This window comes from Pseudomonas germanica, from assembly GCF_019614655.1.
GTDB classification, from domain to species: Bacteria; Pseudomonadota; Gammaproteobacteria; order Pseudomonadales; family Pseudomonadaceae; genus Aquipseudomonas; species Aquipseudomonas neuropathica.
The window spans coordinates 410177-431391 of sequence record NZ_CP071586.1 but is presented as its reverse complement, the minus strand read 5'-3'; the positions used below and the strand labels follow the sequence as shown (position 1 = coordinate 431391).

Annotated in this window: 18 protein-coding genes; 2 read left to right on the top strand and 16 right to left on the bottom strand. The window is 61.2% G+C overall.

Annotated features, from left to right (window positions below; genetic code table 11):
• Positions 1–5: 5 nt before the first annotated feature.
• The 9 genes from J0G10_RS01880 to J0G10_RS01840 all read right to left on the bottom strand — a co-directional run bounded on the left by J0G10_RS01880 (position 6) and on the right by J0G10_RS01840 (position 6629).
• On the bottom strand, positions 6–1448 hold the full coding sequence (locus J0G10_RS01880) for an efflux transporter outer membrane subunit (RefSeq protein WP_220557274.1): 1443 nt from the start codon (positions 1446–1448) through the stop codon (positions 6–8).
• Positions 1445–2347, bottom strand: coding sequence for an efflux RND transporter periplasmic adaptor subunit (locus J0G10_RS01875; RefSeq protein WP_064389057.1), 903 nt, complete (start codon positions 2345–2347; stop codon positions 1445–1447). The genes J0G10_RS01880 and J0G10_RS01875 overlap by 4 nt, the downstream gene beginning before the upstream one ends.
• On the bottom strand, positions 2344–2553 hold the full coding sequence (locus J0G10_RS01870; RefSeq protein WP_007917703.1) for a DUF1656 domain-containing protein: 210 nt from the start codon (positions 2551–2553) through the stop codon (positions 2344–2346). The genes J0G10_RS01875 and J0G10_RS01870 overlap by 4 nt, the downstream gene beginning before the upstream one ends.
• Positions 2550–4613: an FUSC family protein gene (locus tag J0G10_RS01865; RefSeq protein ID WP_095047036.1), complete on the bottom strand. Its 2064-nt coding sequence runs from the start codon at positions 4611–4613 to the stop codon at positions 2550–2552. The genes J0G10_RS01870 and J0G10_RS01865 overlap by 4 nt, the downstream gene beginning before the upstream one ends.
• The gene (locus J0G10_RS01860) at positions 4610–5038 is read right to left on the bottom strand and encodes a MarR family winged helix-turn-helix transcriptional regulator (RefSeq protein WP_093440308.1); all 429 of its coding nucleotides are present in this window, start codon (positions 5036–5038) and stop codon (positions 4610–4612) included. The genes J0G10_RS01865 and J0G10_RS01860 overlap by 4 nt, the downstream gene beginning before the upstream one ends.
• 143 nt (positions 5039–5181) lie before the next feature.
• On the bottom strand, positions 5182–5463 hold the full coding sequence (locus J0G10_RS01855) for a type II toxin-antitoxin system RelE family toxin (RefSeq protein WP_064389059.1): 282 nt from the start codon (positions 5461–5463) through the stop codon (positions 5182–5184).
• Positions 5453–5698 (bottom strand): type II toxin-antitoxin system Phd/YefM family antitoxin, encoded by a 246-nt coding sequence (locus tag J0G10_RS01850; protein ID WP_220557273.1) that lies wholly within the window; start codon positions 5696–5698, stop codon positions 5453–5455. Before J0G10_RS01850 ends, J0G10_RS01855 begins: the two co-directional genes overlap by 11 nt.
• A gap of 94 nt (positions 5699–5792) precedes the next feature.
• Entirely contained in the window at positions 5793–6038 is a 246-nt protein-coding gene (locus J0G10_RS01845) for a DUF2789 domain-containing protein (protein WP_220557272.1), read from the bottom strand.
• A 129-nt stretch (positions 6039–6167) separates the two neighbouring features.
• Positions 6168–6629, bottom strand: coding sequence for an aminoacyl-tRNA deacylase (locus tag J0G10_RS01840; RefSeq protein ID WP_095047033.1), 462 nt, complete (start codon positions 6627–6629; stop codon positions 6168–6170).
• Positions 6630–6804: 175 nt separating this feature from the next.
• On the opposite strand from J0G10_RS01840, the gene J0G10_RS01835 reads away from it, so the two are divergent.
• On the top strand, positions 6805–7335 hold the full coding sequence (locus J0G10_RS01835; RefSeq protein WP_220557271.1) for an NfeD family protein: 531 nt from the start codon (positions 6805–6807) through the stop codon (positions 7333–7335).
• Positions 7336–7337: 2 nt separating this feature from the next.
• Positions 7338–8096 (top strand): slipin family protein, encoded by a 759-nt coding sequence (locus tag J0G10_RS01830; RefSeq protein ID WP_038367334.1) that lies wholly within the window; start codon positions 7338–7340, stop codon positions 8094–8096.
• Positions 8097–8136: 40 nt separating this feature from the next.
• Here J0G10_RS01830 and J0G10_RS01825 read toward each other — a convergent pair whose 3' ends face one another.
• From J0G10_RS01825 to J0G10_RS01795, 7 genes are all read right to left on the bottom strand, one after another.
• On the bottom strand, positions 8137–9120 hold the full coding sequence (locus J0G10_RS01825) for a sulfotransferase family protein (protein ID WP_220557270.1): 984 nt from the start codon (positions 9118–9120) through the stop codon (positions 8137–8139).
• A complete protein-coding gene (locus J0G10_RS01820; RefSeq protein ID WP_220557269.1) occupies positions 9108–9893 on the bottom strand; it encodes an aspartyl/asparaginyl beta-hydroxylase domain-containing protein in 786 nt (261 codons plus the stop codon). The genes J0G10_RS01825 and J0G10_RS01820 overlap by 13 nt, the downstream gene beginning before the upstream one ends.
• Complete coding sequence (gene cysC, locus J0G10_RS01815; protein WP_220557268.1) at positions 9890–10495, bottom strand: adenylyl-sulfate kinase; 606 nt, start codon at positions 10493–10495, stop codon at positions 9890–9892. Before cysC ends, J0G10_RS01820 begins: the two co-directional genes overlap by 4 nt.
• A complete protein-coding gene (locus J0G10_RS01810; protein ID WP_038367345.1) occupies positions 10479–11996 on the bottom strand; it encodes a TolC family protein in 1518 nt (505 codons plus the stop codon). Before J0G10_RS01810 ends, cysC begins: the two co-directional genes overlap by 17 nt.
• A gap of 46 nt (positions 11997–12042) precedes the next feature.
• Positions 12043–18459: an Ig-like domain-containing protein gene (locus J0G10_RS01805; protein WP_220557267.1), complete on the bottom strand. Its 6417-nt coding sequence runs from the start codon at positions 18457–18459 to the stop codon at positions 12043–12045.
• Positions 18460–18515: 56 nt separating this feature from the next.
• Complete coding sequence (locus tag J0G10_RS01800; protein WP_220557266.1) at positions 18516–19361, bottom strand: sulfotransferase family protein; 846 nt, start codon at positions 19359–19361, stop codon at positions 18516–18518.
• Positions 19362–19511: 150 nt separating this feature from the next.
• Entirely contained in the window at positions 19512–21092 is a 1581-nt protein-coding gene (locus tag J0G10_RS01795) for a glycosyltransferase family 39 protein (protein WP_220557265.1), read from the bottom strand.
• Positions 21093–21215: the final 123 nt, after the last annotated feature.

Genomic DNA, 21215 nt, shown 5'->3' with positions numbered 1-21215 from the left:
CGGCCTCAGGGTTTGCTGGGGCTTGCAGCGTGCGTTCGTCCGCTTTCCCAGCCGCCGCCCAAGGCGAGGAACAAATCGATCTGGCTCATCGCAACCTGGGTGTTGGCGGCGGCCAGTTGCGCGGTGACATCGGTGTAGGTGCGCGTTGCTTGCAGATCAGCGAGGAACGACTCGCGACCGGCCTGGAAGAAGCGGTGGGTCTGGTCGGCGGCCAGTTTTGCCGATTGCTCGGCATCGGCCAGCGCATCACGGCGTTGCAGCAGCGCACTGTACTGGGCCAGGCCGGTCTGGGTTTCGCGAATGGCGTTGAGCACCACGCCATCGAAGTTCGCCAGTGCGCCTTGGGTCGCCGCTTCTGCCTCGCGGATTCGAGCGCGGGCGCCGTTGGTCGGCACCTTCCAGCTCAGCGACGGGCCAAAGCCCCAGCGGTTGGTCGACGGATCACCCAAGTCATCGATGAGACCAACAGTGCCGATGGTCGCGCCGATACTGATGTCCGGATACAACTCGCCCGTGGCGACGCCGATCCCGGCGGTCGAAGCGGCCAGACGACGTTCGGCCTGGCGAATGTCCGGGCGACGCTTGAGCAACGCAGCGCCGTCACCGACCGGCACCAGTTGAGCGATTTTCGGCAGTTCTGCGCAGGTGGCGGTACCGGCCGGCAATTGATCGACCGGTTTTGCCAGCAGCATCGACAGACGGAACAGCCCGGCCTGACGCGCCGCTTCATAGCGCGGCAGGTCGGCGCGCAGAGATTTGAATTGGGTTTGCGAACGGGTTACCTGGGTTTCGTCGCCACGTCCGGCGTCACGCAAACGCTGAATCAGCGTGGTGCTTTGCGATTGCAGGTCCAGGGAATGCTGGGCAATTTCCCGTTCTTCGTTGGCCGCGCAGACTTGGGTGTAAGCGCGAACCACGTCCGCCACCAAGGTGATACGCGCCGTATCCGCTGCGGCTTGGGTCGCGTCGGCATTGGCCTTTGCGCCTTCGATGCCGCGTTGCAAAGTGCCCCACAGATCGAACTGATAAGAAGCGCTGATGCCGATGTCGCCGACGTTATCGACCGGGACTTTTTCCGGCAGCAAGAATGCCTGACCAGACTCTTGCAAACGCTGCGCGCCCATCTTCACACCTGCGCTCCAGCCGCCCGCTGCTTCGGCCTCATCGACCTGAGCTCGAGCCCGTTGCAGGTTCGCCGCCGCGACGCGCAAATCGGTGTTGGAGGCCATGGCCTGCTGAACCAGTTGATCCAGCCGCGCATCCTTATAAAGACGCCACCAATCCGCTGGCACCGGCGCCGAGACGACCGGTTTTCCGGCAACCGCCAGTTCGCCCTGAAAATCCTTGCGCTGAACCGCTGCATCCTCAGGCACCTGATAGTCCGGCCCGACCATCTGACAGGCCGAGAGCATCACGCCCAACCCGGCGATCATCAGCGCCCTGCTCATTGCGCGGGCTCCTGCTTTTTATCGTCGACCTTTGAGTCTTCGATGATCGAAACGGTGGCAGTGCGCCCGGCAATCATGCGGAAATCTTCAGGCACATCATCAAAGGCGATCCGCACTGGAATCCGCTGCGCCAGCCGCACCCAGCTGAACGCCGGGTTGACGTTCGGCAACAGATTGCTGCCGCTGGTACGGTCGCGGTCTTCGATACCGGCGACGATGCTTTCAACATGCCCGCGCAGTTTGGCGCGGTCGCCGATCACACGAATATCCACCGACTGGCCAACATGAATGCCGTCGAGTTTGGTCTCTTCGAAATAGCCGTCGATGTGAAACGAATTGCTGTCGACCACCGACAACACCGGACGCCCGGCGGTAACGAATTCCTGCGGACGCGGCGCACGGTCGTTGACGTAGCCGTCCACCGGGCTGCGGATCACTGAGCGGTCGAGGTTGAGCTGAGCGCTGTCCACGGTGACCATGGCTTCGGCCAGCGCTGATTGCGCGCGGGCGACCTTCGACTGGCTTTCTTCCAGTTGCTCGGCCGGCACGAGGTTGCCGAGGCCACGGTTACGCTTGGCTTCGCGCTGGGCTTGAGCGAGGGTTTCTTCGCGATCAGCGACAGCCGCTTTGGCCTGACGCAGAGCCAGTTTGAAACGGTCCTGATCGATGCTGAACAGCACCTGGCCGCGTTTGATCAACTGGTTGTCTTTCACCTCAACCTGCTGGATCAACCCGGACACGTCCGGAGCGATCTGGATGATGTCGGCGCGAATGTGGCCGTCACGGGTCCACGGCGCAAACATGTAATACATCACCATGCGCCAGACGAGGACAACGGCAAAAGTCACGATCAGCAGGGTCAGTACCACGCGACCGATGGTCAAAAACGGTTTTTTCATGTCATCAGGTATCGACTGAGTGAGTCCACGCCGTACAGCAGTACCGCGTAGAGGGCCACGTTGAACAATGCCCGGTGCCAGACCAGACGGTAAAAGTGCACACGCGTAAGCACGGCATGCACCAGCAAAAACAGCACATAAGTGATGCCCATCAACACCAGCAGGGTCGGCAGGAAAATGCCGCTGATGTCCAGATCACCGATCATAGGGGCGCTCCATCGGGCAGCGGTTCTTCGGAGTCGGCACTGGCGACGAATTCGACGCCGGGCAACAGCGCCAGACGCAAACCGCTCAAGGCGTGCAGCAGGTTCAGACGGGTTTCATCGTCGCCGTGGCCATTGAGTGCGCGACGAGTGCGATCGAGGGTCATCAACAGCGGCGCTGGCGCCGGCAAGCGTTCGCCAGCCTTGAGGCAGGCGCGGAAATACTCGCCGACTTCACTGACCACTTGCTGCAACAGCGCGTTCGGCGCGCCGGTCACCCGTGGGGTGTAGGCGAGCAAATCGAGCAGGTTCAGGCCCACCCGCACTTCGCGCATGGCGATGCCGGTGTCCTGGCCGGTGAGGGCCAGACGCGGCAGGTGCTGCATCAGTCGATCGAGCAACTGCACGCCCAATTTGCGGTGTTCGGCAAGGTTGGCCGGTTCGGTCATGTCGACGATGTCTTTCCAGCTGAAGCGGGTCAGGCGTTTGGCCGCCAGTTCGGCGCCGAACGGGCGTGCGACCAGCGTCCAGATAAACGCGAACAACAGCCCTAACGGACCCGCCAGGTTGGAGTTCACGAAGGCAAAAAAGTCCGCGTCGTAAGCCCCCTGAATACTGATGAATGAGGAGGTGTTAACCAGCGTCAGCAGCATGCCGAGGAAGAACCGCGGCTGCACCGTCAGGGTGCCGACGCAGATGAACGGGATGGAAAACGCCAGCACCAGCATCGGGAAGTCATGCAGGTTGGGCAGAATCAAAAACAGATAAAGGCTGGCGAACAATACCGACATGCCGGTCCAGAAAAAGAACCGGTAAATCTGCGGTGCCGGGTCGTCCATCGAAGCGAAGAAGCTACAGGCCACCGCGGCGAGAATCACCGCGCTGCCGCCGTCCGGCCAGCCGAGCAGAATCCACAGCACCGAGGCGGTAATGATCGCCAGAACGGTCGAGGCCGCCGAGTAGAGCATCAGCCCACGATCAATGAACGGCGTCAGACGACCGAGGCGCCAGTGACGGTAGACCGCGCGCCAGCTGTCCTGGCGCTCGCAGAGAATCGCGTCTTGCAGACTGCGGCAGTCCTGCCATAAATCGATGAATTCGCCGAGGCGATAAATCGAGTTGGAGAACAGCAGTTGTTTGCGGTCTTGCAGTGCTTCGGCACTCGGTTGCAGGGCTTCGAGCTGATCTTTCAGCGCTTGCCAGCGGTCGAGATCGGCGTCCTGATGAGCGAGCCATTCACGGGTTGCAGCCAGCAGCGGTTCGAACTTTTCCACCAGTTCCGGCGTGCGCCGTTCGAGGGCGTAGAGCGAATCTTCCAGCGCATCGATCACCGGTAATAGATGAATCATGCGCCCGCGCAATTCCTTGGTGTTGCGCACGGTTTGCGGTCGCGCGCCTTCGTGGGGCAACTGGCCGATCATCAATTCGAGGCTGTTGAAGTTGGCAACCATGGCCATGCGCAGCGCAGTGACTTCTTCGGGCTGCACGTCGCGACTGAGGAATTTCAGGCTATAGGTCGTTGCGTCGGCGAACCACTTGCTCACGGCATCGTTGAACACCGGGGCCAGACGACGCGGCCAGAACATCGCACCAACCACGGCGGCGACAGCGATGCCGAGGAAAATCTCTTCGGTGCGCGCCTCTGCTACGTCCCACACCGCCAGCGGGTTATCCACCACCGGCAAGGCAATCAGCGGCAGGGTGTAACCGGCGAGCATCAATGCATAGTTGTTGGCCGTGCGCAGTTGCAGGGACAGGAACAACAAAATGCCCGTCCACAGCGCGATGACTACCACCAGCACATACGGGCTCTGCACGAACATCGGCACGAAAAAAACCGCCGCCGCGGCACCGAGAAAAGTCCCGATGGCGCGGTATAAGGCCTTGGAACTGGTCGGCCCGAGAAACGGGCTGGAAACGATATACACCGTGGCCATCGCCCAATATGGACGCGGCATTTGCATGAGCAAGGCGATGTACAGCGCGATCATCGACGCTGCAAAAGTTCGCACCCCATAAAACCAGTCACGGGCCGGCGGGATGCCAGAGAAAAAACCGTTCAAGAATTGACCACCAAAGGCGGGCTGGCCGCCTCAAAAGCTCTGAGTACCCGAAGCGTAGCTTCCAGATCGCTTTGCTCGATGCCTTCGAGCACCTCATGACGCAAGCGCACCAGTTCGATCTCGACAGCCTGCACCAGTTCACGCCCGGTGTCGGTCAGGCTCAGGCATTTGGCCCGGCGATCCTGGGCATCTTCGGTGCGGCAGACGTAGCCGGAATGGCAGAGCTGATCGAGCAGACGCACCAGCGACGGACTCTCCATCCCGGCCGCCTGCGCCACTCGCACCTGGCGCACGCCCTCGCCCAAGCGGCCGATCATCAACAGCGGCACGGCGCAGGCTTCGGAGATTCCATAGTTGACCAGCGTGGTCTGGCAGATCTTCCGCCAATGCCTGGCGGCCACCACCATGGCACTGCTGATGTTCATCTGGAGAGCGTCGAGTTCGTTCGGCAAGGGGAAATGCACACTGTTAGTTTGCTAACTATCAATATCGCATTGGAGGGGAATTTCAGTCAAGTTTTGAAACAAATTGCCTACTGGGGGGAAGAGAGCCGCCGCTGAGAGATAAATCAGCGCTTTTTTGCATTCTCATAAACGCTACTGCGCTCACGTTTACCGACCGCTACGACTGAAACGACGACCCTCTCGTCAATGACCTGATAAACCAGACGATAGCCTGAAGCCTTCAATTTGATTTTGTAGCAATCAGGCATTCCATGAAGTGCGTCAGCGGAGACTCTGGGCAGCTTCAATCTCTCACCCAGCTTCTTTTTGAATTGTTCTCGTAGTGTATGACCCAACTTGTTCCACTCTTTGTGAGCGGATGGCAAAAATTCGAGCTTATAGGTCATCCAGGCTCACCGAAATTGGCGTCTCATGGCTGCGGGCGCGAACGATTTCAGCAAGCTCCAAATCATCAAGTCGCTCCATCATTGCTTCGTACACATCCGCTGGCACCATATAGCCCATAACGCGATTGTGGTTAAGAACAGCCACGGCACCGCCATGTGCACCGCTCAGCACAGTGGAAGGGTTTTTCTTTAATTCTGAGACACTGACAGCCATATCGGCCAGAACGCTTTGCATAATAAAAGACCTCAATTGAGGTCGTGATTTTGGTCTATTTTTTGATCCTCAACAACCGTTCCACTCAATTGAATGACAAGAGGGTGGCTTTCAGTCAGCTCTCACGCCCCTTGCGCAACAACACATCCAACTGATCCACCACCTCCGCCCAATCGGCGTCATCCAGAATCTCATCCCGTAAAAACTGCGACTGGCTCTTCGTCCAGAAAAACGCATCAGCCAAATGCAATTCGGGTTTGAGCGGGGAATGGGTGGTGATGAATTGGTCGATGCTGGCCGGGTCGTTGTCCAGGCCGAGTTGTTTGAACAGGGATGGCAAGCTGTGCGTTGGGCTTTCCATTGATCAACTCCTTCAAAAAATGGGCTGTTTGGAAGATTATTCGCGAGCAGGCTCGCTCCCACAGGGGAATGCGATCAACCTGTGGGAGCAAGCCTGCTAGCGAGGGCCTCAGTGCCGGCGCCACAAAACCTAATCACTCAACTCCCGCACCTCGGCATGCGGCACCATTTTCAGAAACTCCGGCATGCTCATGTGCAGCAAGTAGTTGTGGTTGCCCGCCTCCAGATAAATATCCTTCTGCCGCGTCAGCAACGGGTCGATGACCATGTCCAGCCCGTAGGAATCACCCAGCGGCGGCACCGCGCCGCGCTCACAGTCGTCGAAGATGTGCGCCAGATTGCTTTCGCGGGTCAGTTGCCATTCGCCGCTGGTGCGCACCTTGCTCAGGTCCAAGTGACGGCTGGCCGGTAGCACGGCCATCAGGTAATGCCCGTGGTGGTCGTCGAGGATGATCGATTTGGCCACGCGCTCGGCGGGCACCCCGGCGACCCGTGCGGTTTCCAGGCTGCTGGACGAGTGTCGATGGGCGACGATGTCGTATTCGCAGTGCGCCCGGTTCAGGCTGCTCTGCACCTTTTTTGCCATACGCATGATGCACCTCGGTGTTGCGCTGAACGGTGGTTGCCGTGTCTTTGAGTCTAGTTCGGCGGGTGTCTGGCGCAGGGAAATCCGCTCACCGGACATATCTGCACATTGATCAAAATTCATACAGAACAACCCTCAACTAGACTGAAAGAACCAGCCCATGACGCTCGCGGAGGGTCACGTGAACAGCCGATGTTGTGCGTTTGCCTTGCTCCTGCTGATTAGCGGCTCAGCCCTGGCTGCCGACACCCCGTTGCCGCCGATGAGTCCGGCCGGTTTGTGGCTGATTACCTTGGGCATCGTCTTTCTGATCGCCGAAGCGGCGCTGCCCAATTACGGAGTGATCGGGCTGGGCGGCATCATCATGTTCGTCATCGGTGCGCTGATTCTGAGCAACGCCGAGTTGCCAGTGCCAATGATGATCGGCCTCGGTCTGATCAGCGCCCTGCTGTTGATCGGACTGCTGATCCGCGCCCTGAAAACCCGCCCGCGCCACGCCGTCAGTGGCGACGCCGGCCTGCTCGGCAGCGTGACCGCGATCACCACGGTGCAACCGGGCGATGCCCGCAATGGCTGGGTGCAACTGCAAGGTGAGCGCTGGCAAGTGCTCAGCGCGACACCGCTGCACACCGGGCAATCAGTGCGCGTGGTGGGGCGCAAGGGATTGTTGCTGCAAGTGGCCGCGACTGACGCGGCGCCGCTCGGAGAGTGATCATGGGTCTGCAAATCGGTTTTGTTGCGCTGCTGTTACTGGTCATTGCCTTGGCCGGCTCGACGTTTCGCATCCTGCGCGAGTACGAACGCGGCGTGGTGTTCCAGCTCGGCCGCTTTTGGCAGGTCAAAGGCCCTGGCCTGATCCTGCTGATCCCGGTGGTGCAGCAAATGGTCCGGGTCGACCTGCGCACGGTGGTGCTCGACGTACCGCCGCAGGACGTGATCACCCGCGACAACGTCTCGGTCAAGGTCAACGCCGTGCTGTATTTCCGCGTGCTCGATCCGCAGAAGGCGATTATTCAGGTTGAGGATTATCTTTCTGCCACCAGCCAATTGGCGCAAACCACCCTGCGCGCCGTGCTCGGCAAGCACGAACTGGATGAACTGCTGGCCGAGCGCGAGCAGTTGAACACCGACATTCAGCAGGTGCTCGACGCGCAGACCGACGCCTGGGGGATCAAGGTCGCCAACGTCGAGATCAAGCATGTCGATCTCAACGAATCGATGGTCCGCGCCATCGCCAAACAGGCGGAAGCCGAGCGCGAGCGTCGGGCCAAGGTGATTCACGCCGAAGGCGAACTGCAGGCCTCGGAAAAACTCATGCAGGCAGCGGAAATGCTCGGTCGCCAGCCTGGCGCAATGCAGTTGCGCTATATGCAGACCTTGAGTTCGATTGCCGGGGACAAGAGTTCGACGATTGTCTTTCCGTTGCCGATCGAATTGCTCAAGGGCATGGCGGACTTGTCCGGCAAGTCATGAAGAGCAAAAGATCGCAGCCTGCGGCAGCTCCTACAGGAGATCACATTTCAATGTAGGAGCTGCCGAAGGCTGCGATCTTTTGAATGCCGCGCAATTCTTCCAGGGCTTCAAATGGTGCTAGCGCAAAAGTGCGCACACGTTCCTGCAACAGCGCCGAAGCCTCGCGGCGCTTGTCTTCACCATCGGCAACAAACACTTGCGAAGGCTGTTTCGCATGCTGCGCGGCAGCGGCAAACACCTGCTGACGCTGCACATCATTCAATAGAAAGAACCGCGCCAAACGCCCTTCCATCGCATCAGGCAACTCACTGTAATTCACCGCCAAACCGCCGGAATCACGGCAATGCAGCCACCCCGCCTCAAGCAAGCGCCCCAAACGCCGCGCGATAAAATCTTCACGCCCCTCAAACGGCAAACCATCCTCCAATACGCAATCACCGAGCATCCCCGGCACCATGTGCATCCCCGGCCGGCGCAGATGAGAAACCGCAATTTCCAAAGGGTCGCGATAGAGGAACAGCCATGGCGTATCGGGGAAGCATTCCTGCAGCAGCGGCCACTCACCGATATTCCAGGCGTCGAGTTTGATCACCAGCCGTTGCTCGATGCCGCGACGGCGCTGCCCGTACGCAGAGAGCAATCCGCGAATGGCAGCACGCCGTTCGCTTTCAGGTAAATCACTGCGTAATAGCGCATCCAGCGGCGGCGGCTCAGACACGACGATGTGGTCATCGAGCCGCGCGAGCATCTGGCTGATCAATGTCGAACCACAGCGCGAGGCGTGCAGAATGAATGCACTCGGCGCGAGCCCGGGGCTTTGCGTCTGCCAATCGCTCAGTGCCGACAGCGGTGTCTGCCGTCGAAAGGCCTGATTGAACGGAAGCCTTAACGCTTCATCCACCGCTTCGCGGAAAAACGGCTGATGCAACGGCGTGTCACCGAACCAGCACCAATCCACCTGCCACTGACCATGCACCGGCCAGGCACGAATCGGTAACCAGCCGTCAAAGCTCAAACACTCCATTGTTCGTTCCACTGTCGCCGCCCGTTGCGCATTGCCGCACGCAATTGCTCGCCGGAAAACACCAAGCCACGTTCAGCGGCAAGTGCCAGCGTCCGGCTGATGAACGCTTGCGGATCGTGCAACGTCTGCAAGGCTTGCGACAGCGCCGCATCTTCCGCGACCAGCGTCTGAAAGCGTTGCAACGCGGTCTCAGCCAAATCCGGCGCAGGCGTGCTCGGCAAGCCTTCGGCGATCATCTGCTCAAGCCAGGCACCGGGCCGGCAGTCGATGACCAGATGAACCCTCGCCGAGGTATCGCGGTTATCCACGCGGTGCGGGCGAGCCAGATCGAGAAACCAGCATTCGCCTGCCTGCATGGGCATGCGATGGCCGTCGAGCCAGAAATCGACATGCGGCGGGCTGAGCAACGGAACGTGCAGGCGCAAATCGGCCTGCGGGCCCTCCAGATCGTAATCGCGGTGCTCATGGATCTGCCCGCCCGGCCCCAGGCGCAGCAATCGCGCACTGACGATGTCCAGTGAGAGATTTTGCAGCCCTAGCCGCCAGCGCTGATCCTGAAGCCAAGGGCCGCGCCGCACCGGCTCACCGCGCCCGGGAGACAGCTCGGTCAGCGCATCGACGGCCGAAATAAGCGCCACCCCGCTCCAGTCACCGGAAAAATAACCGGCATTGAAATGGCTGCGCCAAGCGCCGTCGGCAATCGCTGCCAGCGTCTGCAACAGCAAGGGCAAATCCACGGTCACCGGCAATCGCGAATACGCCGGGCGGCTCATGTCTTGGGCAACACCGAACACTCCCCGAGCCAGGTCAGCAGCCGATCGAGACAGGTGTCGACCGATTGCGCACCCGTGTCGAGCACTAATGACGGTTGCGCCGGTGGCTCGTAGGGCGCGGAAATACCGGTAAACCCGGGCAGATCGCCGCGTCGGGCGCGGGCGTAATGCCCTTTTGGATCACGCTGCTCGCACACCGCCAGTGACGCGCTGCACCAGACTTCGCGATAGTCGTCACCCAAGCGCTGTGCGAACACATCACGCAGCTCGGCCAGCGGCGCAATCATCGCCAGAATCACGATCTGGCCGTTATCCACAAGCAACGCGGCGAGTTCACTGGCGCGGCGAATGTTTTCCTGGCGATCGGCATCGCTGAAGCCCAAATCCCGGTTGAGCCCGGTACGCAAACTGTCGCCATCGAGCACCACACTTTGCCGACCATCCCCGAACAGCGTGGCCTGCAGCGCTTGCGCCAATGTCGACTTGCCTGCCGCCGGCAAACCGGTCAGCAGGATCGCCGCACCCCGATGACCATTGCGATTCTCGCGTTGCGTGCGGCTGATACTGGCGCTTGGTGCCAGAACATCATTGCGCTGGGGCATGCGCCACCACCGGCACCGAAATATCCCCTGCCGCCCACGCCGATTCGCGGTTGGCCAGTGCGGTGGCGATCGACTGCACTTCGGTCGACTGCACCTGATCCGGCAGCGGATCGAGGCCGGCACTGGCGAAGATCTGGCCGTAGGCATTGCGCAGATCGGCGTACGACAAATCGCGGCGCAGGTCTGCTTGCAGGTTGTTCAGCTCGCCCTGTATCAGGTCCAGCTCACCAATCCCCGCCGCCTGATGACGATTGCGCAACTGACCCACGATCTGCCCGTCGATGTCCGACAGTTGCTGGTTAGTCTTGAACTGCCGAAGCGCTTCCTGGTAGTTGGCATTGGCCACATAGAGCTGCGCCAGCACCGCGATCGACATCGCCTGCCGCCGCGCCGTGGCGACTTCTTCGCCAGCCTTGGCCACGTTGATCGCTGCCGGTGCGGAGATCACATTGAACAGGTTCCAGGTGACTTTCACGCCGTAGTCGGCCCAGCCCTGCTCGACAAGGAAGGAGTTGCTGTCGTAATGCCCCCCAGCCGAGAACTCCAGGCCCGGCAACAAGCGCAGCATGGCTTTGCGGGTTTCGGCGGCGCTGATGCGCGTCTGGTAATCCTGTTCACGCAGCTCCGGGCGGCTGGTCAGGGCTTCCTGTTCGAGTCTGGCCAGATCGACCTTGAGTTCGGGAATCTGATAACCGTCATCGGTGGCCAGCGTCAGCTGGGTGCCCAGTGGCAAGTTGATCAGCGTCGCCAGTTCGGTTTTCGCCAGCGACAAGGCGCGGCGTTGTTCTTCCAGTTGCCGGGTGGCTTCGATCAGCGAGCGCTGGTAACCGAGCGATTGCACCGGATCGCCAATGCGTTGATCGCTCAGGGTCTGGCTGTTGTCGCGGGCGGTCTGCACCCGCGCCATCAGGCTGTCGATCTGCTTGAGCAGGCGTTCGGCGGCCATCGCTCGCCAATAGGCCGAGCGCACGTCCTGGACGATGGTATTGATCACCTTGCGGCGGCGTTCCTGGACGATCAGGCGTTGATCGCCCTGCTGCTTGGCGCTGATGTAGCTGACGCCGAAGTCGAGGACGTTCCAGACCATGGTCAGGTCGGCAACTTCGCGGTCACGATCCTGCGAGGTCGACGGTTCCAGAGACTGGGTGCCGGTGCGTACGCTCTGGCTGCTGGAGGCGTTGACGTTGTTGCGCCCGACGTAGCCGGCGTCCAGCGCCATGCGCGGCAGCATGTCGAAACTGGCGAGGTCGAGCTGCCGCTTGGCCAGCGCCTCCTCCATGATCTTCAAGCGGCCTTCGAGGTTGTACTTCACGGCGCGGGCCATGGCCTGGTGCAGGGTCAACGGACCGCGCAGCGGTTCCTGATCCTTGTACATGCCTTGCAGATCGCTTTTGGCACGCTGTTCACTGACGCTGCGCTCAATCGGTTCACTGGTCACTGCACATCCGCTGATCGCCAGCGCCAGCAGGCTGGCGCCGAACAACTTCTGACTTCTCTTCATCCCTGGATCGCCCCTAGGTCCCGCACAGTGTTGAGTTATGGTTTTTTCAGGCCGATATTTCGCTGATGCCGACCTGTTGCAGTGCTGCCGCCAGGTTGTCGACCCGGTGCTGTTCGTTGTCTTTGAGTTGTTGCAGTTGCTGGCCCAGCGTCGGCGCGCCAAATACGCCGCGCAGGCCTTGAGAAACATCACCCGCCTTGAGTGACTGACTGCCGAACGCATTCAATGAATCGCGCTCGGCGGCACTGTCCTGATTGAACAGGCTCGCCAGTGTGCTGCTGCCGAACACGCCGCCGTCACCCCCGCCAAAACCAAGGAAGCCGTGACCGGATCCATCAGCGCCGCTGTCGCTGCTACTGAACACTTGCGCGATGAAGCTCGGGCTGAGGGCTCCGTGATTCATGAAAATATCGCCCAGCGGACGGATGCCATTGCCGATCACCCGTTGCTCGAACAGCGGCGCGAAGGTCAGCGGGGAGCCGAGATCGCCGGTCGGTGCGGTGAAGATGATCGGTTGCAGCGGCAAGCTCGGTGGCGGTTGAGGCACCACCGGGTCGCTGCTGCGAATCAGTGGATCGGGAATCACCACACTGGTTGGCGCAGTGGGCGGCGTCGGTGGAATGACTGGCGACACAGTGTTGATCGCGTAATTGTTAGAGTTGCTGACACCGCTGCCGCTGTTGCCTGACAGATCACTGACCCCGGCACTGTTGATGCTGATGGCGTTGCTGGCGCTGTTGACGTTGGCATTCGGCGTCAGGGTCGCGGTCCAGGTTTTGCCGCCGTCGCTGCTGCTCAGGTTGGACAAAGTGCCGTTGCCAACATTGATGTCCGCCAGATCAAAACCACTGACCGCCTCATTGAAGGTGATGGTCACCTGCGAGGTCTGGCCGAGACCGAGATTCGGATTGGCAATCACCACCGTCGCCGTTGGCCGTTCGCTGTCGAGCGCGTAGTTGTTCGACACTGCCACCGTGCTGCCGACGTTACCGGCCAGATCCGTGACGTTGCTGGTGTCCAGCGCGATGAAGTTGCTCGGATCGCTGACGTTGGCGGTCGGCGTGAAGGTCGCGGTCCAGGTCTTGCCGCCATCACTGCTGCTGAGGTTGCTCAGATCACCGTTGGTCACGCTCAGATCGGACAAGTCGAAATTGCTCACCGCCTCGCTGAAAGTGAAGGTCACCGTGGTGGTCTGGCCGATGCCCAGATGTGGATTGGCGACCACGATGTCCACGGTTGGCCGGGTCGCATCCAGCGCGTAATTGTTGGAGATGGCGATGCTGGCGCCAAGGTTGCCGGCCAGATCCTGCACACCGGCGGTGTCGACGATGATCAGGTTGGTTGCATCGTTGATGTTGGCGGTTGGCGTCAGCGTGGCGGTCCAGGTGACGCCGCCATCGCTGCTGGTCAGGTTCGCCAGTGTGCCGTTGGCGACACTGATGTCCGACAGGTCAAAACCGCTGACTGCTTCACTGAAAGTGATAGTGACCGTGGTGGTTTCACCGATGCCCAGGCGATTGTCGGCGACCACGATGGTTGCGGTCGGCAACGCCGTGTCGATGGCGAAATTGTTCGAATCGGTGGTGCCGACGCCACTGTTGCCAGAAGCGTTGGTCACCCCACTATTGTCGAGGGTGATCAGGTTGCTGGTGTCGGTGATGTTGGCGGTCGGCGTCAGCGTAGCGGTCCAGGTAATGCCACCGTCACTGGATGCGACGTTGCTCAAGGTGCCGTTGGCGATGGTCAGGTCAGCGTTGCTGAAACCGCTGACCGCTTCACTGAAGGTGATGGTCACCGTCGAGGTTTCACCGGCCTTGAGCGCAGTATCCGCGACGACAATGGTCGCCGTCGGCACTTCGGTCTGCACCGCGTAGTTGGCCGAGTTGGTAATGCCGATACCGGCATTGCCCGCCAGATCGCTGATGCCTGCGTTGTTCAGCACGATCAGGTTGGTGGCATCGCTGAGGCCAATGGTCGGGGTAAACGTGGCGGTCCAGGTGATGCCGCCGTCGCTCGATGAGACGTTGCTCAGCGTGCCGTTGGCAACGCTCAGGTCGGAATTGTCGAAGCCGGTGACCGCCTCGCTGAAGGTGATTGTGACGAGTGCGGTTTCGCCGGGACGCAGATCGGTGTCACTGATGACAATCGTGGCGGTCGGGCGCTGGCTATCGATCACGTAGTTGCCCGAGTCGGTGGTGCCGCTGCCGGAGTTGCCCGCCACGTCAGTGATGCCGGTGTTGTCCAGGGTGATGATGTTGCTGGTGTCGGTGATGCCCGCCGACGGCGTAAACGTCGCCGTGTAGGTGATGTTGTCCGACGTGCTCAATCCGGAGAGCGTGCCATTGGCCACGGTCAGATCGGCCAGAGTCAAACCGCTCACCGCCTCGCTGAAGGTGATGGTCACGGTGGTGGTCTGGCCGACGCCCAGTGCCGAGTCGGCAAGGGCAATGGTTGCCGTTGGGCGTTGGGTGTCGATGGCGTAGTTGTTGGAGTTGGTGGTGCCATTGCCCGCGTTGCCGGAGGCGTTTTGCACGCCGCTGTTGTCGAGGCTGATCAGGTTGGAGGCGTCGGTGATGTTGCTGGTCGGGGTGAAGGTCGCCGTCCAGGTGATACCGCCATCGCTGCTGCTCACCGCCGTCAGCGTACCGTTGGCAATCGTCAGGTCGGCATTGTTGAAACCGGTAACGGCTTCGCTGAAGGTGATGGTCACCAGCGACGTTTCGCCGATGGTCAGGCTGTTGTCAGCGACGACGATGGTCGCGGTCGGTGCCACGGTGTTGATGGTGAAGTTGCCCGAGTTGGTCGTGCCCGTGCCGGCGTTCCCGGCCAGGTCAGCGATCCCGGTGTTGGCCAGGGTGATGATATTGCTGGTGTCGTTGACCCCCACGGTCGGCGTGAACGTCGCTGTCCAGGTGATGCCGCCATCCGCGCTGCTGACCGCCGTGAGCGTGCCGTTGGGGACGGTGAGGTCGGCGTTGGTGAAACCGCTGATCGCTTCGCTGAAGGTAATGGTCACCAGCGAGGTTTCGCCGGCGCTCAGGGCAGGATCGGCCATCACAATGGTCGCCGTCGGACGCTGGGTGTCGATGCTGTAATTATTCGAATCGGTGGTGCCGCTGCCAACGTTACCGGCCAGGTCGGCAACACCGGTGTTGTCCAGCGTCACCAGGTTGGTGGCATCGGTGATGTTCGCGCTCGGCGTAAACGTCGCCGTCCAGGTAATTCCGCCGTCCGCACTGCTGACCGCCGTCAGGGTGCCGTTGGCGATGGTCAGGTCGGCGTTGGTGAAACCGCTGACCGCTTCACTGAAAGTGATGGTCACCAGCGAGGTATCGCCGATCTTCAAGGTGTTTTGCGCGAACACTACGGTGGCGGTCGGCCGCACAGTGTCGATCGCGTAATTGTTCGAGTCGGTGGTACCAGTGCCGGCGTTGCCCGCCAGATCCGCGACCCCGCTGTTATTCAGGGTGATCAGGTTGGTGGCGTCGGTGATGCTGCTGGTCGGCGTGAAAGTCGCCGTCCAGGTGATGCCGCCATCAGCGCTGCTGACTGCGCTCAGCGTACCGTTGGCAATGCTCAGATCGGCGTTGGTGAAGCCGCTGACGGCCTCGCTGAAAGTGATGGTGACCAGCGAGGTTTCGCCGATTTTAAGCGCGGTATCGGCGACCACGATGGTTGCCGTCGGTCGTGCGGTGTCGATCGCGTAGTTGTTGGAGTTGGTGCTGCCAGTGCCGGCGTTGCCGGACAGGTCATTGACCCCGGTATTGTCCAGAGTGATCAGGTTGGTGGTGTCGGTGACGCTCGTGGTTGGCGTCAGCGTGGCGGTCCAGGTGATGCCGCCGTCGCTGCTGCTCAGTCCGCTCAAGGTGCCGTTGGCCACCGTCAGGTCGGCGGTGGTGAAGCCGCTCACCGCTTCGCTGAAGGTGATGGTCACCACAGAGGTTTCGCCTGCCGCCAGATTGGTGTCGGCAACGACAATGGTCGCTGTCGGTCGCACGGTGTCGACCACATAATTGGCCGAATCGGTGGTGCCGCTGCCGGCGTTGCCGGCCAGATCCGCCACGCCGGTGTTGTCCAGGGTAATCAGGTTGGTGGCATCGTTGATGCTGCTGGTCGGCGTAAAGGTCGCCGTCCAGGTGATGCCGCCGTCAGCACTGGACACGTTGCTCAGCGTGCCATTGGCAATCGTCAGGTCGGCGTTGGTGAAACCGGATACCGCTTCGCTGAAGGTAATGGTCACCAGAGATGTATCGCCAATTTTCAGCGCGGTGTCGGCCATGACGATGGTCGCGGTCGGGCGCTGAGTATCGATCGCGTAATTGTTCGAGTTGGTGGTACCAACACCGGCCACGCTGTCGGACACGGCCGTGACCCCGGTGTTGTCGAGGGTGATGAGGTTGGTGGTGTCGGTGATGTTGTTGGTCGGCGTGAAGGTTGCCGTCCAGGTAATTCCGCCGTCGGCGCTGGAAACACTGGTCAGCGTGCCGTTGGCAATGGTCAGGTCGGCGTTGGTGAAACCGCTGACCGCACGACTGAAGGTGATGGTCACCAGCGAGGTTTCGCCGATTCTCAGCGCGGTATCGGCGACCACGACGGTGGCGGTGGGTGGTTCCACGTAAGCGGTGTTGAGCGTACCGCCGTTGTTGTAGATCCCCACCAGTGCGCTCGGCGTCGTGCCGGTCGAACCACCGTTGGAAAGACCCCCGCCACCGCTGGCGGCGCCGTTGCCGCTGATCGCGGCAAAGTTGCTCGCGGTGATCAGCACCACGCCGCCGTTATTCCAGATCGCCCCGACGCCGCGACCGCCGGCACCACCATCGGCGCCGTTGCTGCCGACCCCACCGCCACCACCACCGCCGCCACCGGCAGCAATGTTGTTGCTGATGACCGAGGTGCCGATGACTTTCAGGGTGCCGCTCGAAGCGTTGTAGATACCGCCCGCCGCATTGCCGCCAACACCGCCGACTTTGTCCCAACCGGAACCGCCACCGCCACCGCCAATCGACAGGCTGCCGTTGCTCGCCGAGCCGCCATTGCCACCATGACTATAACCGGCACCGGCGCTGCCGCCATTGCCGCCCACACCACCGGTGCTGGTGCCGCCCCGGCCACCCATGTCGGTCGGACTGTAACCGCCGCCATAGCCGCCGGCATTGGCACTGCCTGCACCCCCGGCATAAGTGCCTGTACCCGGGCCGGACGAACCGCCATGGCCACCGGTCTGGCCGCCGATACCCGCACCGCCGCCACCGCCACCGCCGACATAACCGCCGGTCACACCACCGCCGCCACCACCGCCAGAAGCAGCGTTCGCGGTCACAGTGACGTTGTTCAGGGTCAGAATGCCGGCGTTGAAAATGCCGCCGCCCATGGCGCCCGCCGCCGCTGAGCCGCCATTACCACCATTGCCGGCGACCAGGCCTTTGGTGATGACCAGGCCGTCGAGGGTCACGGTGCTGCCGGACGTGACTTCCACCACGCGGGTTTTGTATTGGCCATCGAGGGTCACGTCGGCCACGCCGTCGTTGTTCAGGTCGCCATCGACGGTGATGTTCTTGTTGATCAGCAGCTCCGAAGTGAGCTGAACGGTCATGCCCGAACTGAACGTGACAATGTCGCCGTTCTGCGCCGAAGCCAGCGCCGCGCGCAGCGAGCCGACACCCGAGTTGAGGTTGTTGGTCGCCGTCCAGGTGGCCAGGCCCCACTGGTACTCGCTCATGGCTTTGCTCGACAGCACGTTGGCGCTTTCGATGGTGCCGGTGGCGATCTCCAGATCCCAGTCGCCGCCGACACCGGTGCGATTGTTCGAAGCAGCCACGTCACGCCCGGTCAACTGCGCCAGCGAGTCGACGAAACTCAAGCCGCGATCACCTTCAGCGGTGTAGCAGCCGTAAATCAGGATGTCGCCACCGGCGTTCATGTCCTTGCCGATTTCCGCAAGAACCGCGCTGCGCTGGGCGACGTTGTCTGCCGAGAGATAACTGTTGCCCAGCCACAAATCACCGGCATTGCCGTGGGCAATGATCTGCACCGAGCTGACGCCGTGATGCTGATCAAGGAAGTCGGCGATCTGTTGCAAACCATCCTTGCTGGCGTCGAGTTTCACCACTTGCGTGCCGGTCGCAATGCCCTGGAGCAGGCTGTCGGCGTCCTTCACCCGCGAATCGACGAACACCACACTCTGGCCGGGCACCGCGACCGGGCTGGCCGCCGGCGTGGCATCAGCCTGGCCGTGGGTGTCTTTGCTCGCTACGGGATGATCGGCTGTCGGCGCCTTGGCCGCATCGGCAGCGGTGGGTGCATGGCTGTCGGCTTGCGCAGCGGTATCGGCCACGGTGGCGGCCACCGCGCCGTCGAACAGCATGCGCGGCTCCAGCGACATGATCATCGGCGAGGCCAGCGAACGCTGACCTGCGGTTGCCCGAGACCTGACTTTTGCACCGCCAAAAATGCTCCACCACATGTTGCTCACCCGAACTCGAACGAAGGTACGTAAGGCATCAATGAAAAACGCCGCGATCAACTGATCGCGGCGTCGGATTTCATACGAATGACATTGGCGGCGCTGGCTGAGCCATCGAGCCAAAAGGACAAATCAGCGTATTGCTTGAACAGGTCGGGCGGCAGGATGGTGCGCCGTGATTGCAAGGCAACCTTGGGTTTGACCTTGTGCAGGCCGGCCAGGCCAAGGCCCTGGTCGAACTCCGGCGCGTCATAGGCCAGATGTTCGAAATCGTGCTCGAACCAAGGCTCGCCAATGAACTCGTAGACCAGCCGCAACACGCGCTCCGGCGCCTGGGTCAGCAGGTCGTAATCGATGATCAGCAGTGAGTCCGCGTGTTCGCCGTAATAGGCTTCCTTGAGCGCCGCCCAGGCAAAACCCACCAGGCGATTGCGCTGAGCCAGGGTTTCGCAACGGCTGTACACCGTGTTGCGCTCCACGGCATCGCCAAACAGTTTGGTGTTTTCAAAGGGATTGGCGCGGTACAGCCGTTCGAGACTGTCCATCACCCAGGCGACGTTGCGCACGCAGGCGATGACTTTGGCGTGAGGAAACAGGTCGTTGAGTGCCGGCAGACGCGAGCTCCACTGCCGGTTGGTATCGAACACCACCGGTTTGTCGGCCTTGTCGGCATAGTAGGCGTCGAACAGACCGCGCAACAGGCGACGGCGCATGTCGGTGTCGATCACCGCACCGTACTCGCTGCCGGCGCTGCATTGTTCGAGGACACTGGAGAACAGCGATCCGACCGGGCTGGTCATTCCGGCGTGAAAGCGCGGGTTCTGCAGAAGAATCGCAGAAAGCAGGGTGGAGCCTGAACGCGGCAAGCCGGAGATAAAGTGGAACTGCTGCAATCCCTTCACCCTGATCTAAAGTCCCTTTGTCCGACAAAGCGTAGTCCAACAACCACCCTGCGACTAGTAGTGTTTTGATATCAACCAAGAGCAAAAAGAACTAATAAGTTAATTTTTAATCGCGAATTCTAAGGTGAAACGTTTTAGTCTGACCCGCACCTATTTGGCTGCAGATTGCGGCGTGATCAACCGCGCTTGCGCCCCACCCGCATAGACTTGCGCGCTGATCTGCCAGGTGACGGGTAACGGTGCAAATTCTGCCGGGTCATCGAAGGTGCCAACCAGCCATATCCGGGCATTGCCAGCAACCTCGGCAAGGCTGTCGAGGTAGACATCGTCGCTGACCAGCGTACCGAAGCCATACTCATTCGGGCGCGTCGAACGGCCATCCGCAGCTGGCGGCGTGTACAGCCGCACCTGTGCGCCAGTTCGATCGTAGTAGACGTAACTCAAGTACCAGAGCATGTCGCTGGTAACGATGCGATCACCAGGCTGGAAATGCTGATTGACGTAGTTCACCACGCGATCGAACTGATCGTTGCTGTCGACCGTGGCGTTGTTTTTCAGGCCAACCATTTCCACCCCGAGCAACGACACCAGCACCGCCAACGCGAGAACTCGCACGCGGCTGTACAAGCGGTCGATGGCCAGCCCCGCCAGCAGCGGCGAACCGAGGGCATAAGCGGTCAGATAGCGCTCGATGAACACCGGCGTGATGAACGACACCGCAAACACCAGCAACAGCGGTAAGCCGGTGTACAACGCCAGCAGGACACTGCCGCGCGACACGCTGCGATCTCGCAGCACCGCCACCGCCGTCAGCAGCAACAACGCCAGCGGCAATGCGCCGAACACCAGCAACGGCAAGTGTTCGCCGTCATCCTGGATCAACCAAGTCCAGATCATCGACGGCAACGACGCCAGCGTCACCGGGTCTTCCCAGCCAACATCGCCACCGACCTTGAGTTGTTCCATGTGCTGCGTCAGGTCGAGCAGGTTGGGCAGCCACGGCAGGTACAACGCCGCGATGGCCAGATTCGCCAGCCACCAGCCCGGGCGCTGGATGTGCCGCAAGCGATAGCCGCGCTGAAACCGAATCACCGTCAGATAAACCCAGTGACACAGCGCCGCCAGCACCGCGAAGTAATGGGTGTAGAGCGCCGCCGTCATCAACAGCACATAAATCACCAGATAGCGATGACGCTGCGGCCGGCGGATCCAGTAGACCAGCGCCAGCGTCGCGGCGATCAGCAGCAGGCCGAGCAGCGAATACATGCGCACTTCCTGGCTGTAGCGCACCGCTGTCGGCAATAACGCCAACAGCAGCCCGGCGAAAATCGCCGCGCGGCGCGTGGCCAGGCGATCCACCAGCCAGATGCCCATGCCGACCGCGGCGATACCGGTCAGAGCGCTGAGGCAGCGGATGGCAAAAATGCCGTCGTCGAACAGTTCGATCCAGCCATGCAGCAGCATGAAGTACAGCGGTGGATGCACATCGAACGCCGCGTGATGCCAGATATCGGCCAACGAATAGCGCGCCAGCAGCAGGCTGGAACCTTCATCGCCCCAAATCGCCGCAGCGGTCAGGTCGTAAAAGCGTACGGCGCCAGCCAACAACAAAATCGGCAGCAGCCAGTGTTCCCTGGCCCAGCGGATCAAACGCAAGCGGGCAAACCACGAACCCGGCAGCGCGTGCGGATCCTGTGTGTCGCCCACCGGTGTCACTCTGTTGACCGCCATTGCTGCCTCTTGCCGTGCCACGACACCACGCCTGTATGAGCCCGAACCTGCCAGTCACTCTAGGTCAGGCGCAGGAGCACCGTCGATGCCGATTTGCGACTTCACGACACCCGGCAACCTTGC